This window comes from Prevotellamassilia timonensis, from assembly GCF_900106785.1.
Lineage (GTDB): Bacteria > Bacteroidota > Bacteroidia > Bacteroidales > Bacteroidaceae > Alloprevotella > Alloprevotella timonensis.
Genome location: NZ_LT629844.1, coordinates 611,920 through 629,310, shown reverse-complemented (window position 1 = coordinate 629,310; position 17,391 = coordinate 611,920). Strand labels below are relative to the sequence as shown.

At 49.2% G+C, this 17,391-nt stretch carries 13 protein-coding genes; 1 reads left to right on the top strand and 12 read right to left on the bottom strand.

Going from position 1 to position 17,391, the window contains the following annotated elements; translation table 11 throughout:
• Nucleotides 1-32: 32 nt before the first annotated feature.
• The 12 genes from mrdA to BQ5453_RS08145 form a co-directional block, all read right to left on the bottom strand.
• The gene (mrdA, locus tag BQ5453_RS08205; RefSeq protein WP_071122813.1) at nucleotides 33-1,880 is read right to left on the bottom strand and encodes a penicillin-binding protein 2; all 1,848 of its coding nucleotides are present in this window, start codon (nucleotides 1,878-1,880) and stop codon (nucleotides 33-35) included.
• A 281-nt stretch (nucleotides 1,881-2,161) separates the two neighbouring features.
• A complete protein-coding gene (gene mreD / locus BQ5453_RS08200; RefSeq protein ID WP_022102748.1) occupies nucleotides 2,162-2,662 on the bottom strand; it encodes a rod shape-determining protein MreD in 501 nt (166 codons plus the stop codon).
• Nucleotides 2,663-2,736: 74 nt separating this feature from the next.
• Nucleotides 2,737-3,624, bottom strand: coding sequence for a rod shape-determining protein MreC (gene mreC, locus BQ5453_RS08195; RefSeq protein ID WP_071122811.1), 888 nt, complete (start codon nucleotides 3,622-3,624; stop codon nucleotides 2,737-2,739).
• Nucleotides 3,625-3,915: 291 nt separating this feature from the next.
• Complete coding sequence (locus BQ5453_RS08190) at nucleotides 3,916-4,947, bottom strand: rod shape-determining protein (RefSeq protein ID WP_022102746.1); 1,032 nt, start codon at nucleotides 4,945-4,947, stop codon at nucleotides 3,916-3,918.
• A gap of 8 nt (nucleotides 4,948-4,955) precedes the next feature.
• Nucleotides 4,956-5,549 (bottom strand): bifunctional phosphoribosylaminoimidazolecarboxamide formyltransferase/IMP cyclohydrolase, encoded by a 594-nt coding sequence (locus tag BQ5453_RS08185; RefSeq protein ID WP_022102745.1) that lies wholly within the window; start codon nucleotides 5,547-5,549, stop codon nucleotides 4,956-4,958.
• Nucleotides 5,550-5,849: 300 nt separating this feature from the next.
• Nucleotides 5,850-6,788, bottom strand: coding sequence for a GNAT family N-acetyltransferase (locus BQ5453_RS08180; protein WP_071122927.1), 939 nt, complete (start codon nucleotides 6,786-6,788; stop codon nucleotides 5,850-5,852).
• Between the two features lie 102 nt (nucleotides 6,789-6,890).
• Entirely contained in the window at nucleotides 6,891-7,859 is a 969-nt protein-coding gene (locus BQ5453_RS08175) for an NAD(P)H-dependent glycerol-3-phosphate dehydrogenase (RefSeq protein WP_394365348.1), read from the bottom strand.
• A gap of 147 nt (nucleotides 7,860-8,006) precedes the next feature.
• Nucleotides 8,007-9,722: a lysine--tRNA ligase gene (gene lysS / locus BQ5453_RS08170; RefSeq protein ID WP_071122810.1), complete on the bottom strand. Its 1,716-nt coding sequence runs from the start codon at nucleotides 9,720-9,722 to the stop codon at nucleotides 8,007-8,009.
• Nucleotides 9,723-9,999: 277 nt separating this feature from the next.
• Nucleotides 10,000-12,213: a beta-N-acetylglucosaminidase gene (locus tag BQ5453_RS08160; RefSeq protein ID WP_071122808.1), complete on the bottom strand. Its 2,214-nt coding sequence runs from the start codon at nucleotides 12,211-12,213 to the stop codon at nucleotides 10,000-10,002.
• Nucleotides 12,214-12,454: 241 nt separating this feature from the next.
• Nucleotides 12,455-13,771 carry an L-cysteine desulfidase family protein gene (locus BQ5453_RS08155; protein ID WP_071122807.1) on the bottom strand — a complete coding sequence of 439 codons (1,317 nt, stop codon included), beginning with the start codon at nucleotides 13,769-13,771 and terminating at the stop codon, nucleotides 12,455-12,457.
• A gap of 14 nt (nucleotides 13,772-13,785) precedes the next feature.
• Nucleotides 13,786-14,205 (bottom strand): helix-turn-helix domain-containing protein, encoded by a 420-nt coding sequence (locus BQ5453_RS08150; RefSeq protein ID WP_071122806.1) that lies wholly within the window; start codon nucleotides 14,203-14,205, stop codon nucleotides 13,786-13,788.
• Between the two features lie 484 nt (nucleotides 14,206-14,689).
• Nucleotides 14,690-16,108, bottom strand: a complete 1,419-nt coding sequence (locus tag BQ5453_RS08145; RefSeq protein WP_071122805.1) for an amidophosphoribosyltransferase — start codon at nucleotides 16,106-16,108, stop codon at nucleotides 14,690-14,692.
• A 476-nt stretch (nucleotides 16,109-16,584) separates the two neighbouring features.
• Between BQ5453_RS08145 and BQ5453_RS08140 the strand changes: the two genes are divergently transcribed.
• On the top strand, nucleotides 16,585-17,322 hold the full coding sequence (locus tag BQ5453_RS08140; RefSeq protein WP_071122804.1) for an acyl-[acyl-carrier-protein] thioesterase: 738 nt from the start codon (nucleotides 16,585-16,587) through the stop codon (nucleotides 17,320-17,322).
• Nucleotides 17,323-17,391: the final 69 nt, after the last annotated feature.

The window sequence follows — 17,391 nt, the reverse complement described above, 5'->3', positions numbered from 1 at the left end:
AAGAAGTGTTTCAGCTAATGCCAAGCATGGGGTCAATCACCATACTTTATGTGCATGTTTTGAAAATGTTGTGCTTTAATTTCAGACGACTTTGACAAGTGGCCATTGAGGTATTGCTCCATAATGAGGGCGCCTATTGGCACACCATACACATTGCCAAAACCACCATTCTCAACATATACCGAAACGGCAATGCGGGGGTTCGACATCGGGGCAAAACCCATAAACACGGAGTGGTCGTGACCACGGTTTTGTGCCGTACCAGTCTTGCCGCACACTTCGTAGCCCGGTAAATTGGCGGCGCGACATGTGCCGTCGAGCACAGCCTTGCGCATGCCCGCCACACAGTATTCGTACCACCTGCGGTCGACGCCTGTGTAATGCTTTGTACGGTAAATGGGGTCGATGCTACCATTTTGTATGGCGTGCACCACATGGGGGGTGTAGAAGTAACCGCGGTTGGCTACAGTGGCTGCCAAATTGCATATTTGCAACGGGGTGGCCGTTACCTCACCCTGCCCTATGGCTATGGATATGACGGTGAGGCCGTTCCATGAGCCTTTGTATGCCTTGTCGTAATATTGTGCATTGGGTATCATACCACGCTTTTCGCCAGGTAGGTCGATGCCAAGTTTGTAGCCATAGCCCATGCGCACCATGTAATCTTTCCACACGGTCATGGCCTTTTGCACTGACCCGTATTTGCGCTTGTTGCTGAGCAAGCGGAAGAGGTTCCAACAGAAGTAGGAGTTGCACGATGTACCGATGGCCGGCACAAGATTGATGGGAGAGGCATGTCCGTGGCAGCCTACGTGCAAGCCCTTGTAGTTAAATCCGTGGTGGCAGGGGAATGCGATATGGGTGTCGATGGACCCCTCTTGCAGTCCGGTGAGTGCTTGTGTGATTTTGAATGTAGAACCTGGCGGGTAGGTACCCATTATGGCACGGTTGAGCAGGGGGCGCTTGGGGTCTTTTTCGAGCAGCATGTGGTTCTTGCCACGATCGCGGCCTATCATTGTTCGTGGGTCGTAGGTTGGGGCTGATGCCATGCAAAGCACCTCGCCGGTGGAAGGTTCGATGGCTACGATGGCGCCTTTTTTCCCCTCGAGCAATCGCTCGGCAAGGGTTTGCAGGTCCTTGTCTATGCCGAGGGTGATATTTTTGCCGGGTTGTGCCTTTTTGTCGTATTTGCCATTTTGGTAATGACCTTGTGTGCGGCCGTGTACGTCGCGCAACATGATGCGCATGCCTTTTTCGCCACGCAGCTGCGTTTCGTATGCACGCTCCACACCGAGTTTGCCTATGTAGTCGCCCGAGGCGTAGTACTTGGTAGAGTCTTTTTCAAGCTCACGCTCGCTGATTTCGCCCACATCGCCAAGCAGATGGGCGCCTATGTTGCTGGTGTACTGCCGGGTTGTGCGTTTCTCGACGCTGAAACCCTTGAAACGGAACAGCTTTTCGCGGAATAGCGAAAATTCCTGGGCGGGAATTTGGGCCATGAACAACTGTGGGGTGTAGCGCGAGTAGCCAGGATTTTTGGCCGGGTCTTTAATGTCGGCCATGCGTTTGATGTAGTACTCCTTGGTGATGCCTATTGTCTGGCAAAAGTCGAGTGTGTCGACGCCCCGTTGGTCGTTCATCACAACCATTATGTTATACGATGGTTCGTTGTAGACGAGCAACCGGCCCTTGCGGTCGAGTATCAGTCCGCGCGAGGGGTATTGTATGTCCTTGCGGAAGGCGTTGGAGTCGGCATTCTTTTTGTAATCGTCACTCCACAACTGTAGTGTGAAGAGCCTGATCATGTAAATAAGAATTATGCCTATGGCCACGCCTCCGATGACGAACTTGCGTATTTCGAAGTTATTGGAGGTTCTCATTATGCATTTGTATAACAAAAGGGTGGTTCTAAAAATTCTGTTTTTAGAGTCCTGCTATTCTGAAATGTGATTTGTACGCTCTCGAAAGTGTCTTTTTGAAAGTTTGTTCGGTCACATAGCCCGCTATGCTCCCTCACAAACTTTCAAAAATACACTCCCGATAACGCACAAATCCCTATTTCAGAATTATTAGAACCACCCAAAATGGATTTAGAGGGCTGAACTTTGCAATGCTTGCACATGGCACTCCAACCATCTAAACCCACTCTCAATATAATGTACTATTTTGTTCGTATCAGCTCCATAGCCACAATGAATAATGTGGTCAAAAGCGTGCTACCTGCAATGTTGATGAGCAATATCTGCCAATCGAAGAAGGAGAAGGCCTCGAGCACAAAGAAGGCTACGCAGTAAATCAGTACACTGAAGAACACGTATTTCATAAATGAACTCCACTCCATAATTTTATGCGATGGCACAAAGCTGTCGTTATCATCTTTGGGTGCAAAGGCCTTGAGCAACCATGGCGTTACCAACCCCGAAAGGCACAGGGCACCAGCTGCCATGCCTGGGGTGTTGGTGAAGAGGTCGACACTCAGGCCAAGCAAAAAGCCTAAAAGCACATACAGCCAACGCGGTGTGACGCTTGGCAAAATGAGCAGGAAGTAAATGTATGGCATAGGGGTGGCATAGCCAAAGATGTGTACATGGTTGAACACTAATGCTTGCAACAACAATAGCATGACGAACCACACTATGCGCGATATAAAGGTTTGAAACACAGTTACGTATGTTTTAAGTTTTTGTTGATGATATGTGGAGAGGGCCTCGAAGCACTTTCGCTGCTCTGATATGACTACTTGCCGGCTTGCGCAGCATCGTCAACCTGTAAAGCATGCACCTGTAAGGTGTCTATTTCGGCCTTGTAGGGAGTTGTCACGACCAACACATCGCGCAAGTTGGCAAAGTTTGTGCCGAGTGTTACGTCTAATCGGTATGACTGCCCGTCGGCAGAGTTGCTTATGGCACGCACTCTGCCCACAAATATGCCCGGCGGGAATACAGCTGAGTAACCACTCGTCTCGACGGCCTGCCCTACTTTGACCTTGGCATAACGGGGCACATCGTCAAGATAAGCACTTAGCATGCTTGAGCCGTCCCACTGCAAGTAGCCAAAATAGTTCTGGCCACGCACACGGCAACTGATGCTCGACTTGCGGTTGGTGACGGGTATCACCAGCGAATGGTGCGGCCCCGTAAGGTAAACTATACCTACTACGCCACCACCACCAACGACTCCCATTTCGGGTCGTACGCCATCGAGTGTGCCACGGTCTATCACAATATAGTTGTTGGTGCGCTCGGCACTGTTCGACACCACGGTGGCTGGCATCAGGTTGTAGCCCGCAAGTTTGTCGCGCATCAACTTCTCGGTCAGTGTCGTGTCCTTTGTAACTGTTATCAAAGCCTGGCGCAAATTGTCGGTTTCACGCTGAAGGGCTATGTTTTGCGCTGTAAGCTGGCTGTTGACTTCCTTGAGTTGGAAGAAACTTACCATGTCGGTATAAGCACCGTTGATGCGGCTCACCACCGAATTGGCTGCGCTGAACCATACACTGCCCTGATAGCTGTTGAACTTGAACAATAATGTAAGGCTTGCTGCCTCAAGCACGATAAACAGCAGATAGAAATTGTATTTCCCAACAAAGTCGACCAAACCGCCCTTGCCGTTACTTTCACTCATATAATTTATTATAGATATAAACAAGTGCCTTTTTTTTTGGAGAGAGAGGGGGCACTCACTTAATGAAGTTGTAGAAATGAGACAGAACAAGTTGGCGCGTAACCTTGTGCCCGCAAGGGCTGCAAGCACGCATGCTATGCCGTCATAAAACGCGGGCCTCACCCACTCGGCTACCCCCTCCCCTTGGAGATGGGGACCGAGAGGGTGAGGCCACTCGTCCTTTTATTATATAATTGTGCATCAGCATAGCTACACCGCATGCGCTGCAGCATTACTGCCGTCTTGTTTTCATTAACGCATCAGGAATGTGAAGTTCTCCACATTCTTCAATGCAATGCCTGTGCCCTTGGCCACACAGAGCAAGGGGTCTTCTGCCACATGGAACGGAATGTTAATCTTATCGCTCAAGCGCTTGTCCAAGCCACGAAGCAAGGCACCACCACCAGTAAGATAGATACCATTCTTAACAATGTCGGCATAGAGTTCGGGCGGTGTGTTGGCCAATGCGTTTACAACGGCCTGCTCTATCTTGGCAATAGAAGTTTCGAGGCAGTGTGCTATTTCCTGATAGCATACGGGCACCTCCATCGGCATGGTTGTAATACGGTTTGGGCCATGTATCAAATAATCCTTTGGCGGATTTGGCAGGTCGGTCAAAGCTGCGCCTACATTTATTTTGATACGCTCAGCCATACGCTCGCTCACACGCACATTGTGCTGACGGCTCATGTACTCTTGAATATCGCTGGTAAAGTCGTCACCAGCCATTTTGATAGAGTTGTTCGACACAATGCCGCCTAACGATATGACAGCGATTTCGGTGGTACCGCCACCTATGTCGACAATCATGTTGCCCTCAGGCGCATTGACATCAATGCCTATACCTATAGCAGCGGCCATAGGTTCGTAGAGCAAAAATACGTCGCGACCACCAGCATGCTCGGCAGAGTCGCGCACAGCACGCAATTCAACCTCGGTCGAACCACTCGGCACACCAATAACCATGCGCAACGAGGGAGAGAACAGGCGCTTGCCTGAATGTACCTTTTTGATGAGGCCGCGCATCATCTGCTCGCAAGCATTAAAGTCGGCTATCACACCATCGCGGAGCGGACGGATTACACGTATCTTATTGTTTGTCTTTTCATACATGCGCTTGGCTTCCTCGCCCACAGCGATCATTTTTTCGCTGTGTGTGTCGAGTGCCACGACCGAAGGCTCGTTTACGGCTATTTCACCATCTGAAATAATGATGGTGTTAGCAGTACCGAGGTCGATGGCCAACTCCTGCGTGAAAGAAAAGAACTTTGAAAATATACCCATGTGTCCTATTATTTTTCAAACCAATTATGGATTGCGGTATCGTAATGGCTGCTCACGCCGAAAGCGCGTGTTGCAAACCAACGACGGTCTTCGAGAGTGGTTTGTGCACCGTTTTTGCTGATGATGTCCAGCAATGGCTTATACTCGGCCTTTGAAGGCACAATCACCACGTCCTTGAAATTCTTGGCGCCTGCACGAATGAGTGAAATACCACCTATATCAATCTTTTCGATGATGTCAGCCTCGCTTGCACCGCTTGCAACGGTTTGCTCAAACGGATAGAGGTCTACTATCACGAGGTCAATTTCAGGTATTTCGTATTGTGCCATCTGCTGCTTGTCCTCATCAAGTTCGCGACGACCCAAAATGCCACCGAAGATTTTGGGATGGAGAGTCTTTACACGGCCGCCCAAAATTGAGGGATAAGTTGTAACTTCTTCAACCTTTTGGCAAGGGTAGCCCAAAGATTCAATAAATTGTTGTGTACCACCTGTTGAAAGGAAATGCACACCTTCTTCGTGCAGTTTGGCAAGCAGAGCTTCCAAACCATCTTTGTGGAACACTGATACCAGAGCTGTCTTGATTTTCTTTGTAGAGGACATATTGCTTGTTTTATGAGTTATCAAAATACGTTTTATAGCTGCACACGCATCAAAACGCCCAAAATGGACATTCTAAAATGCCTGATATGCAGCATATCGGTTACAAAATTACTGCTTTTTTATGGGGCGGACCAAGTTTTGGAGTATAAAAAACATCACAAGTCTTTATTTATCACTCATAATGCACATTTGTCATTACAATACAGCGGTGCGGGGAGTGTTGCGAAGACTGTTGCGGAAAGCCCCCCCCGACCAGGCTTTTGTATCTGCGCCAACTACTTTTCGCCCTTGTGGCGCATGTCACACACGCCACTCATAGGTGTCGTAACACACGCCACGCCCTCCAAAGCCTTCTTTTTGATAAATGAGCGATTCGTTGAGTGTGCTGGCATCACCTTCAGTCGATTTGCCAAAGTCAAATATGGGATAGTTGGCATAATCCTTGTTCAGTATGCAGTCAAACAGGGCATCAACCGCACCAAGATGCTTCCCCTCTGATGTTGAAGATATATATTGCGTATGCAGCACCTTGCCTGTCAAGTACAACACGGTGCCGCCTATCACTCTGCCGTCTAACTGCGCAGTATAAAGTTGTATGTTATCGGGAAAACGCGATTTGAGCAGAAGCATCTCGTCAAGCGTATGCACCGGACGTACACCATAACGTGCTTGCAAATTACCCTGCAGTATTTGCCAGAAGGCTGCATAATCGTCACTCTGCTGTATGGTCACACCATTTTTACGACATCTCGTTATGCCATACTTTCGCCCATGATGCCACTTTGGCTTATTGCTCATAATGATGCTTGATGAGATGTCTCGACCCACGAGCTGGGCATTACATGTCTTGAATATAGCATAGAGGTCCTCTTCAGCTGGCACATGGTGGTATATCCATGGTATAGCCTTGTAGCGCACCTTTCCAATACCCGTACCGCGCAAGTAGACGTTGAGTTCTTCAAACAAAGCAAGCACCTCTGAGGCAGTGGCTTTGTTCGTCATCACCAACCCGCCATACGTCAAACCGCCATGTGAGCACAAACAATCGCCACATCTGTTGGCGGGCAAAATAGCATACAACTTGTCCTTGGCATAGAACATCAGCGAGTTGTCGTCGAACCGGTCATGGTGATAGTCCATATAATTGCGGTCGAACAAGAATGTACCATTTTTCGACTCCGCCACAAAGGCATTCCAAGTCTCCTTGTCGGCTGCGGTATATTTATGTATTTCAAACAATGACATCACTTATTTATATAACACACACATGGCGGAGTTAATGCCTGACATCAATTCCGCCATGTGTTCACATTATGAAACTTTATTGAAGCGAATATCCCACTATCTGAACGAGTCTGTCAACAGTTTTATCTCGATACTTGGCGATATGCGTTCATACAATATGTTGTACACCGCATCAAGTATCGGCATATTGACATGATAGTGGCGATTTACGTCTTTCATACATTTGGTACCATAGTACCCCTCGGCAATCATTTCCATTTCAATTTGTGCCGACTTCACGCTGTATCCCTTGCCTATCATGGTGCCAAACACGCGGTTACGCGAAAAGTTTGAATACCCCGTAACCAACAAGTCGCCCAAATAGACACTGTCATACACACAGCGGTCTATGGGATATACTGCACGCAGAAAACGGTTCATCTCCTGCACGGCATTCGACATCAACACGCTCTGGAAATTGTCGCCATACTTCAGTCCGTTGCAAATGCCTGCCGCTATGGCATACACATTTTTCAACACCGAGGCATATTCTATGCCTATAACGTCGGAAGATGTTTTGGTCTTGACATATCCCGAGGCCAATGTCTCGGCAAAGGCGCGTGCCTTGTTGTTGTCGGCACACCCTACGGTCAGATACGTCAAACGTCCCAGCGCCACTTCCTCAGCATGACTCGGACCGCCAAGCACAGCCAAATTTTCATCGGGTACATTATATACCACCCTGAAGAACTCGGAACAGACCAAATTCTCGTCTGGCACAATACCCTTGATGGCAGTAATGATAAACTTGTCGTGCAGCTTTACCTTAAGCTTCTTCAAATGATTTTTAAGATACGGCGATGGCGTGACAAAAACCAACGTGCGGCATGAGCGCACTATTTCGTTTATGTCGGTTGAGAAGGTAATACGCCGAGGGTCGAAATGCACACTCGTCAAATACGAAGGATTATGCTCCATACGTATAAAGTCATCTATGGCATCTTGTCGGCGTACATACCAATGCAGATGCTCAACTTTTTCGAGGAGCATCTTTGCAATGGCCGTGGCCCAACTGCCACTACCCATAACGGCTATGTTACCTAAATCATACACAATAGAAAGAACTTATGCTTGTTAGCAAAACTATTTGGAAGGATTACAGGTGACTACTCTGATATTCAACACACAATCAAGTATTTTGCATGTTAAATATCAGAAATATATGAACCACCCTTAAACGTTCCAGGCTTCGATATCCTGCACACTTGGTTTGGTTATATCAAGTTTATACTTCTTGATTACCTCACCAATCTGCTGCTGTATTTTCTGAGCCTTCACATCTTTCAAGTCGCTCACAAGGTAGTAACCCACCTTTTGCAACACTGGAACAAGCTCTTCGGCTATACCAGCAGCCACATACTTGTCGGCCTTGTCGCGCGGTGCCTTCTTTTCAGGACGCATCTGCGGGAAGAAGAGCACTTCCTGAATTTGTGTCTGGCCAGTCATAAGCATAACCAATCGGTCTATGCCGATGCCGATACCCGATGTGGGCGGCATGCCATACTGCAGTGCGCGCAAGAAGTCTTGGTCAATGAACATTGCTTCGTCGTCACCCTTTTCAGAGAGGCGCAACTGATCTTGGAAACGCTCCTCCTGGTCTATCGGGTCGTTGAGCTCCGAGTAGGCATTTGCCAGTTCCTTACCGTTAACCATCAATTCAAAGCGCTCGGTGAGTGCCGGATTGTCGCGGTGCTTCTTTGTGAGCGGCGACATCTCGATAGGATAATCCGTGATGAAGGTTGGCTGGATATAAGTGCCCTCGCAGAACTCGCCGAACATCTCGTCAATGAGTTTGCCCTTGCCCATGGTGTCGTCAATTTCCATGTTGAGTTTCTTGCAAATCTCGCGGATTTCGTCTTCGCTCTTACCATTAAGGTCGTAGCCAGTCTTTTCCTTGATAGCCTCGAGTATGGGCAGACGGCGGAACGGTGCTTTGAAACTGATAGTCTTGCCGTCAATCACGCTTTCGGGTTTGCCATTTACAGCCACACAGATGCGTTCCAGCAGTTTTTCGGTAAACGACATCATCCAGTTATAGTCCTTGTACTGCACATAAAGTTCCATACAAGTAAATTCCGGATTATGGTTGCGGTCCATACCCTCATTGCGGAAATTCTTGCCAATTTCGTACACGCCCTCAAATCCGCCTACAATTAAGCGTTTCAGATAGAGTTCGGTAGCGATACGCAGATACAAGTCCACGTCAAGCGAGTTGTGATGCGTAATAAACGGACGTGCGCTTGCGCCACCAGGAATTGGCTGCAATATAGGTGTTTCAACCTCAGTATAACCAGCCTCGTCAAAGTACTCGCGCATGGTCTTGATCACCTGCGTACGTTTCATAAAGATGTCCTTCACGCCCGGATTTACCAACAAGTCAACATAGCGCTGACGATAGCGCAATTCGGGATCGTTAAAGGCGTCATACGTCACGCCGTCCTTTTCCTTTACCACAGGCAGCGGTTTCAGACTCTTCGACAGGAGTACCAATTCCTGCGCATGTACTGATATTTCGCCAGTCTGTGTGCGGAACACAAAACCTTTCACACCTATGAAGTCGCCCAAGTCGAGCAATTTCTTAAACACGGTGTTGTAAAGCGTCTTATCCTCGCACGGACACACATCGTCACGTGTCACATACACCTGAATGCGTCCTTTAGAGTCCATCAACTCGGCAAAACTGGCTTTACCCATCACACGACGGCCCATCAGACGGCCTGCTATGCAAACCTCACGCTTCTCTTCTTCGTTAAAGTTCGCTTTGATGTCGTCACTATAAGCAGTCACCTTATATTCGGCTGCGGGATAAGGGTTTATACCCATCTTGCGCAATTCGTCAAGCGAATTACGACGCTGTATTTCTTGTTCGCTAAGATCTAAAACGTTCATTCAGTTATATTTTTGTTATTTTGGTGCAAAGTTAGTGCAAGGTGAGCGAAGTGCAAAACGAAAGTCTTAAAACTTTCGTTTTCAATTCCGAACCGCAGCCTAACTTGGGCGTCAGCCAAAGTGCAAGGTGAGCGAAGTGCAAAACGAAAGTCTTAAAACTTTCGTTTACACCTCCTTGGCACAGACCAAAAACAAAGCGACCTTTGGCAAAACGCAATACATTTGCCAAAGGTCGCTCTATACACATGGGGCAAAACCTAAGTAGCCCGGCAAGCCTTTACTGCTTGACAAACTTAAAGTTCTTGAAGTACACTTCTTGGTCAGCGCCACTCACGTTGGTGATACGGAGTTTCGATGCCTGCATGCCGCCCAGTTCGTTACCCGTGTGTATAACAGGGTCATTGTCACGATAGTGCAGCAAGCTTACTTCCTTCCACACGCCATTGTCATACAGTTCGAGCTTGAAATTCTTGGCCACACCTGGCACGCCCAAATTAAATTCCATACCAGCGAAGGTGACATTGCGGTCGCTCTCAATAGTGAATGATGCACCCTTGGCCCATTTTATCACCTCGAGCGAGGGAGCCACCGTCACATCGTTGCCGCGCACACTAACGGGGAGCAAGGCCAACTGTGGCACAGTAGACTCTATCTTGTAAGGATTATACTCTGCCTCGCTAACGAACGAAGTGCCATTCTCTTTGTTATAAGCCTCAACCGTCAGGGTAAACAGCTTGTTGAGCGTGGGGAGCAGCACCTTGGTTGCCACCTTGATGCCGGGCTGCAACGCATGACGCACATCTGAGTTTTCGAGCTCATACATCTGCACCTGCAAGGCACGCGCCTGCTTGTAAGCCTGTTCAAAGCTTGGGAAGGCATTGGGGTACTTACGGTTACCAGCCATGGCACAAACGGCCACACCATAGTCTGCCACATTTTTACCTTGCAACAACCATGGGCGCAATTCACGCCTCAACTCTGGATTGCTGTTGTCGGCCAACAACACGTCAACAGCCATGCGCAACTCGTAGCACTTGCCGAGCAAGCTCTGCACGCCTTTAAGGTCGCCACTAAGTGCGGCATCTGCCACAGGCTTGAGTTCATCACCCTCCTCGCGGCGGAAACCATGGCCATTAGGTCCAAGGTCTTTATTATAGAGCGCAAAGGTGCGCAATGCCTCGTAGTTGTCGGGCAACACAGCCTTCAAACCTTTCTCCCAGTCGGCCTTATAATCGTAGGCCTTCATGTTCCAAGTATAATCGGCAATGCCGTAAAGCGATATTTTCGAAGCCTCAGCGTGCTCCATGGGGTTTGACACAAAGCCCGACATATCGTTGGCTATGTCAAGTCCGTTGCCGTATGCCGGACCAAGCAAGATGTGGTCGCGCACGAAGTCTGACACAGGGAAATTCCACCAAATGTATGCCTTGCGGTCGATGCGCTGGTTAATCCACTCCATACTCTCCTTGTCTATGCAGTGCACCACCGAGTTGCCCGTCCACATTATCTGTATGTCCTTGTTCATCTTTGTGCCCAAAGTGCGCAAATAACCACCGGCATCATTTGCCCACGAACGGTTGTACTCTGTGGGGCACATAATGAGCGGTTTCACATCTTTGTGGCTCTTTATGAAATTGTCGTCCACATAGTTGAGCAAAGCAGCCTGCTTGTCGGCCTTGGTTCCTTCGCCCCAAATATCATCAAAGAACACCGCAAACGAGCGTATGCCAAGTTGGTACATCTTTTCGAGCTTTGCCATCAGAGCATCGCGGTCGGCATCATTCCATTTGATATCCACGCCCGGGTGAATGGCCCAATAAAAGTTCACGCCACACTGCTTGGCATACTCATTGAGTTCCTGTATGCGGCGTGCCTCCTCGTCGGGATAAGGCACACGCCAATGGTTGCGGTGATAGGGATCGTCCTTAGGACCATAAATGTACACATTCATCTTGTTACGGCCATAAAACTCTATCTGGCTCAAGCGTGCCTTGTGGCTCCATGGCGTACCATAGAAACCCTCCACTGTGCCACGGAACGGCACATCGGGCCAGTCGGTAATGGTGCAACACTCAAGTTTGCCCTCGGCCACCGAGGCGAGCAATGTCTGCACACCATAGTACAGGCCCTCTTCGTCGGCACCAGCCACTACGGCACCTTTGTCGGTGATAGACAGATAGTAGCCCTCGGCTTTAGCTGGTATGAGTTTGGCCACTTTGCTTACAGCCTTGTCACCCTTCACACCTATTGTTACGCTGTATGCAGCCTTGGGTTGTTGCTTTACTGTTGTAGCCTTGACCAAGGCTTGATCGGCTATACAGCCTGTGCGATTTTTGTCGCATATTACACGCCATGCGGCAGGTGCAGCCACAATGCCTTTACCCGATGCCGTCACCTTTTGCGGCACTGGGTTTACCAAGCTTATTTGAGCTGTTGCAGTGCCTGCACTCAGTGTGGCAAGCAGCAGTGATGTAGCAAGAATTCTCTTCATTGAAATTGTTTATAGATAAAAAGATAAGTAGATATTCTAACCCTTTGGCGGAATTTCAGGTTAACGGGTTAACGCGTTGACAGGTTAACAAGTAAGTATGCTACATACTACTTATTATGTTAAAGTAAGACTGGCAAGAAGCTTAAAAAAAGCTTGGCAAACTTACCTGTTAACCCGTTAACTTGTCAACTTGTTTACTAATTCCGCCAACGCATATGTTCTAAGTTTATACGAGCACCATTCAATGCTTGTGCGTCATGATGTCGAGCACACAATGGTCTGTTTCGTTCATGGCATCGGCCCCAATGCTCACAAGGTTGCGTATGCTTTGGTCCACATCATCATCAATGATGCCCTCCACACTTGTCACACAGTTTCCCTGCATGGCCAGCATGGCCGAAAGCACTGCGGTACTCACCCCTGTAGTCAGTTTCATGGCACAACTTGGCTTCGCACCATCACATATCATGCCGGTCAGGTTGGCTATCATGTTTTTCACAGCAAAGGTCACTTGCTCGTAGCCGCCCCCCATCAGGTAGGTAATGCCGCAGCTCGACCCTGTAGCAGCCACCACACAGCCACACAAGGCCGACAGTGTGCCAAGGTTTTGCTTGATGTAAATGGCCGTAAGGTGCGACAGCATGAGGGCGCGTGTCATTTCCTCTGCCGTATTATGGTTTTCCTCTGCAAACACCACCACCGGATTGGTGGCACAGATGCCCTGGTTGCCCGACCCCGAATTACTCATAACAGGTATCATGGCACCAGCCATGCGGGCGTCACAAGCACAAGCCGTCGACGATATGATGTGCGAGTAAATGCTGTCGCCCATTATGCCGCGACCGAGCGGACGGCTCAGCACCTTGCCCAAGCAGTGTCCGTAGTTACCCTGAAGCGATAAGCGGGCAGCCTCACCGTTTAATCGGCGTGCCTCATTTATAAAGTTGATTTCGTCCAAAGGCATGGTCGTGGCGTACTCCCACACCTTGCGCAGCGTCAGTTGCAACGACGATTTCGCCGTCGGTATATCCGCGCCACAGGCTCCGGCATGGGCATTCAGTTGCAAAGGTTCATTGCACAGCACTTCATCGTCCTTGGCCACATATATATAATGTGTATGTTCACGCGCTATCACCACCGTTGCCTTATGACCGTCGGCATCGTGCGCCACCACCTCAACGTATAGTTTTTCGGGGGCATCTGTTTTGAGCGCAATGTTTATACGTCCGGCATCGATGTATGCCTTGCCCTGTTCCACCATGGCGGGAGTGCTGTCGCGAAGCACTTCAAGTCCGTACTCCGACTTGCCCACAAGCACGCCCAACGCTATGGCTATGGGCAGCCCCACCATGCCTGTGCCGGGTATGCCCACCCCCATGGCATTCTTTAGTATGTTGGCACTGAGGCGTGCCTCTATGCGGTCGGGCACACCACCAAGCACCTCGGCGGCCTTGCTGGCTGCAAGCGCCACACATATTGGTTCAGTACACCCTATGGCCGGCACCACCCAGTGATGCACGAGTTGCGTAATTTGTTGTTTCTCTGTTTCGTTTAACATGGAGCCGTAATAGGTTAAAATCCAAGTTCTTTCTTGATTTGCAAACGATAGGCCCGCGGCGTGCAGGCATATATGCGATGAAAGGCTAAATAAAAAGCCTGTCGCGACGAAAAGCCCGACAACAAGCCAATCTCTTCAACCGTCATGTCCTTATGCTTGGGCGAGCGCATCATTTTACACACATCACGCAAACGCAGGCTATTGACCAATGCACTGTAATTATTGCCTGTACACAAAGCCACGGCCGCCGATATGTAGCGTGTGTTTGTGTGCAAATCGGCCGCAAGCCGCTTGGTGTTGTACTGCGGGTCACGATACAGTTTCTCGCGCGTCAGCTTTTCTAATATTTGTATGTACAGTTCGTTTGCCTTCTCGGTGTTCAACCTGCTGCGATAAGCAGGCTCTGCTTTTGTATTTACAGTATCTGTTTCCATAATGTGATATCGATGCAAATATAGCGAAAATAATTGACATTCGCATAACTCTGCCCATTAAAGGCTTAGGCTTCCATTCAACTATAGCCCTCTGATATTTGGTAATTTGGTCTTTTTATTGCTAATTTTGAAGTGCAAAGGTAAAGAAGCAGTTGCAACAGATGACAAGCAAAGGATACATACAACGTCAGGGGAAAGATGGAAACTGGTATGTATTTGCTACATCTTCCATATAGAGAATTATGTTAAAATCACGTTCAAAGGTGGCTTATGGCCACCTTTGAACGTGATTTTAATATTCTGAAACAAAAAGACGATCCTAATATGTCAGAAGAACGCCTTTACATGGCGCGACTTCCCCTTAACCCTGGGTTACCGCGTGTTGGAACAGTTGCACCCTAACTTACAAGCCGCAACGTCCGTATTGATATAGCACTAAACTTACTAAAACTTCGCGTCTGGCTTAGGCGTGCAAAAGCGCATCTTAATGGCCGCAGCAACCTGTGCCATCAAAGCAATGGGTGCAAAGTTTGCACTTGGGCAGCCCTATGGCCTTGACCAAAGTTTCGAGTTTGTTGAAACGCAACGAGGTCAAGCCGAGGCGCTTGCGTATTTCCTCCACCAGACGCTTATACTGCGGCGAGTCGGTTGTGGCATAAAGCGCAAGGTCTTTGTTCGGATCGCCCTCAAAGTCGCCAATGATGCGGCGTGTAATGAGTTCCATGTCGCTTTTCGACGACGTAAAGCCTATGTATGGGCAGCCATAAATAAGCGGCGGACAAGCTATGCGCATGTGCACCTCGCGCGCCCCATCGTCAAACAGCACGCCCACATTGTCGCGCAACTGGGTGCCGCGCACAATCGAGTCGTCACAAAAGAGCACGCGCTTGCCCTTGAGCATATCGCGGTTGGGTATGAGCTTCATCTTGGCCACGAGCGAACGCATCGACTGGTTGGCGGGCGTAAAGCTGCGCGGCCATGTGGGGGTATACTTTGATATGGCACGCTGGTAAGGCTTGCGCATACCGGCGGCATAACCCAAAGCCATGCCCACGCCCGAATCGGGGATACCGCACACGCAGTCTATCTCGGTATCGTCCTCGGCAGCCATCATGCAACCATTGTCATAGCGCATTTCCTCCACATTACGGCCCTCATAGGTTGAGGTGGGAAATCCGTAGTACACCCACAGGAATGAGCATATCTGCATTTGCTCACGCGGAGCGCGCAGCTGCTCTATGCCGTCGGCACGCAAGCGCACTACCTCGCCCGGACCGAGATAACGGTCGGTCACATAATCCAGGTTGGGGAAAGCTGTGCTCTCGCTCGTGGCAGCATAAGCACCATCTTTCTTACCAATAACAATGGGGGTGCGGCCCCACGAGTCGCGGGCTGCTATGATGCCGTCCTCGGTTAGCAGGAGCATGGAGCACGACCCCTTGATGTGGCGGAACACATTGTCTATGCCGTCCTCAAAAGTCTTGCCCTGAATGATGAGCAGGGCTACCAACTCCGTCTGATTTGTCTTGCCCGACGACAACTCGGTGAAGTGCATGTTCTGACCAAGCAAATGCTGCTCGAGCTCGTCCATATTCTGTATCTTAGCCACAGTCACAATGGCAAAACGTCCCAAGTGGGAGTTCAGCACAAGTGGCTGTGCATCGGTGTCGCTAATCACACCTATGCCGGATGTAGCACCTGCAAAGCGCGACAATGTCGGTTCAAACTTGGTGCGGAAATACGAGCTCTCAAGGTTGTGTATCGAGCGTGTAAACGTACGGTCCGACGCGTTGTAAGTGGCCATACCGCCACGGCGGGTGCCTAAATGCGAATTGTAGTCGGTGCCATAAAACAGGTCTGCCACACATTCAATGCGTGACACGGTGCCAAAAAAACCTCCCATGTTGTATTGTCTGTCTGTTATGGGCGGTTCTAATAATTCTGAAATAGGGATTTGTTCTCTCTCGGAAGTGTATTTTTGTAAGCAAGCGAAGGAGCATAGCGGGCTATGCGACTGAGTTTGCTTACAAAAAGACGCTTTCGAGAGAGGACAAATCACATTTCAGAATAGGAGAACTCTAAAATCAGAATTTTTAGAACCGCCCTTGTGTTTGTGATGGTGTTTGCGGTTGCAAATTTACTCTAATTATGAAAAAGCAAAAGAACATCTGCACCAAAAATGTTCGCAAAAATGTCACATACTGAAAAACCACACATTTATTTCTTAATTACGGGCAAATTACATACCTTTGCATTAAGCATCGCTCCGACTGTTAGCCGGTGCTCCGAAAATAGCAGGCACAAACTGGCACATCACATCAGCATAAAACTTTGATGCGCCTAACAGACGGCCTGCCACACCACTAAAGAAGTACCATTATGGAAAAGTCAAGCACATATAACTACAACGTCGAGCCTTTTACCGAGGACATCTGCGGCAATCTGGCTTGGGGCAACCTGGGCAACCTCATTTTGCGCTGCGCCTCGCTGCATGCCGGCGAGCATGGTTTTGGCTACCCACAAATGATTAAGCTGCATCATGCCTGGGTATTGTCGCGCTTGGTCATCGAGATGGAGAGCTTGCCCAAAACGGGCGAGGACTTTGGCATCGAAACATGGGTGGACCGCCTCTACCGGCAGTTTACCGACCGGCACTTCAGCATCACAAGGCCCGACGGCACGCCCTATGGCCACGCCACAAGCATTTGGGCCTTGATTGACACCGAAACACGGCAGCCTGCCGACCTTGAGCAACTGCCCAATGGCGGATTTGCCAGTGTGCTCATACCCGAACGTCCGTCGCCTATTACACCAATGGGACGCATTCGCATGAAAAATGCCGAACTCGTGCTCACACACAAAGCGGCCTACTCCGACCTCGACATCAACGGGCACGTCAACTCCATACGCTACATCGAACTGCTGCTCGACTACTTCTCGGCCGAACTGCTGCGTGAGCACCCCGTCCACCGCATCGAAATGGCATACTGCCTCGAATCGTACTGTGGCGACACACTTGAGGTGTATCACGACATTGACAGCAAAAATGCCGACCGTCACCTGTTTGAAATAAAGTGTGGCGAGAAGGTCATTGTAAAAGGCAGTGTGCAATTATAGACCTTGCACCGCGGTCCTCTGGGCCCACAAACCACAACGAACAACACCTACATAATATCAACATAGTAT

Bases quoted from the DNA above. Each gene is read 5' to 3' on its own strand.
- BQ5453_RS08150 (WP_071122806.1), bottom strand. From the start codon at position 14,205: ATGGAAACAGATACTGTAAATACAAAAGCAGAGCCTGCTTATCGCAGC.
- BQ5453_RS08145 (WP_071122805.1), bottom strand. From the start codon at position 16,108: ATGGGAGGTTTTTTTGGCACCGTGTCACGCATTGAATGTGTGGCAGAC.
- BQ5453_RS08155 (WP_071122807.1), bottom strand. From the start codon at position 13,771: ATGTTAAACGAAACAGAGAAACAACAAATTACGCAACTCGTGCATCAC.
- BQ5453_RS08160 (WP_071122808.1), bottom strand. From the start codon at position 12,213: ATGAAGAGAATTCTTGCTACATCACTGCTGCTTGCCACACTGAGTGCA.
- BQ5453_RS08140 (WP_071122804.1), top strand. From the start codon at position 16,585: ATGGAAAAGTCAAGCACATATAACTACAACGTCGAGCCTTTTACCGAG.
- mreC (WP_071122811.1), bottom strand. From the start codon at position 3,624: ATGAGTGAAAGTAACGGCAAGGGCGGTTTGGTCGACTTTGTTGGGAAA.
- mrdA (WP_071122813.1), bottom strand. From the start codon at position 1,880: ATGAGAACCTCCAATAACTTCGAAATACGCAAGTTCGTCATCGGAGGC.
- BQ5453_RS08185 (WP_022102745.1), bottom strand. From the start codon at position 5,549: ATGTCCTCTACAAAGAAAATCAAGACAGCTCTGGTATCAGTGTTCCAC.
- BQ5453_RS08190 (WP_022102746.1), bottom strand. From the start codon at position 4,947: ATGGGTATATTTTCAAAGTTCTTTTCTTTCACGCAGGAGTTGGCCATC.
- lysS (WP_071122810.1), bottom strand. From the start codon at position 9,722: ATGAACGTTTTAGATCTTAGCGAACAAGAAATACAGCGTCGTAATTCG.
- BQ5453_RS08175 (WP_394365348.1), bottom strand. From the start codon at position 7,859: ATGGGTAGTGGCAGTTGGGCCACGGCCATTGCAAAGATGCTCCTCGAA.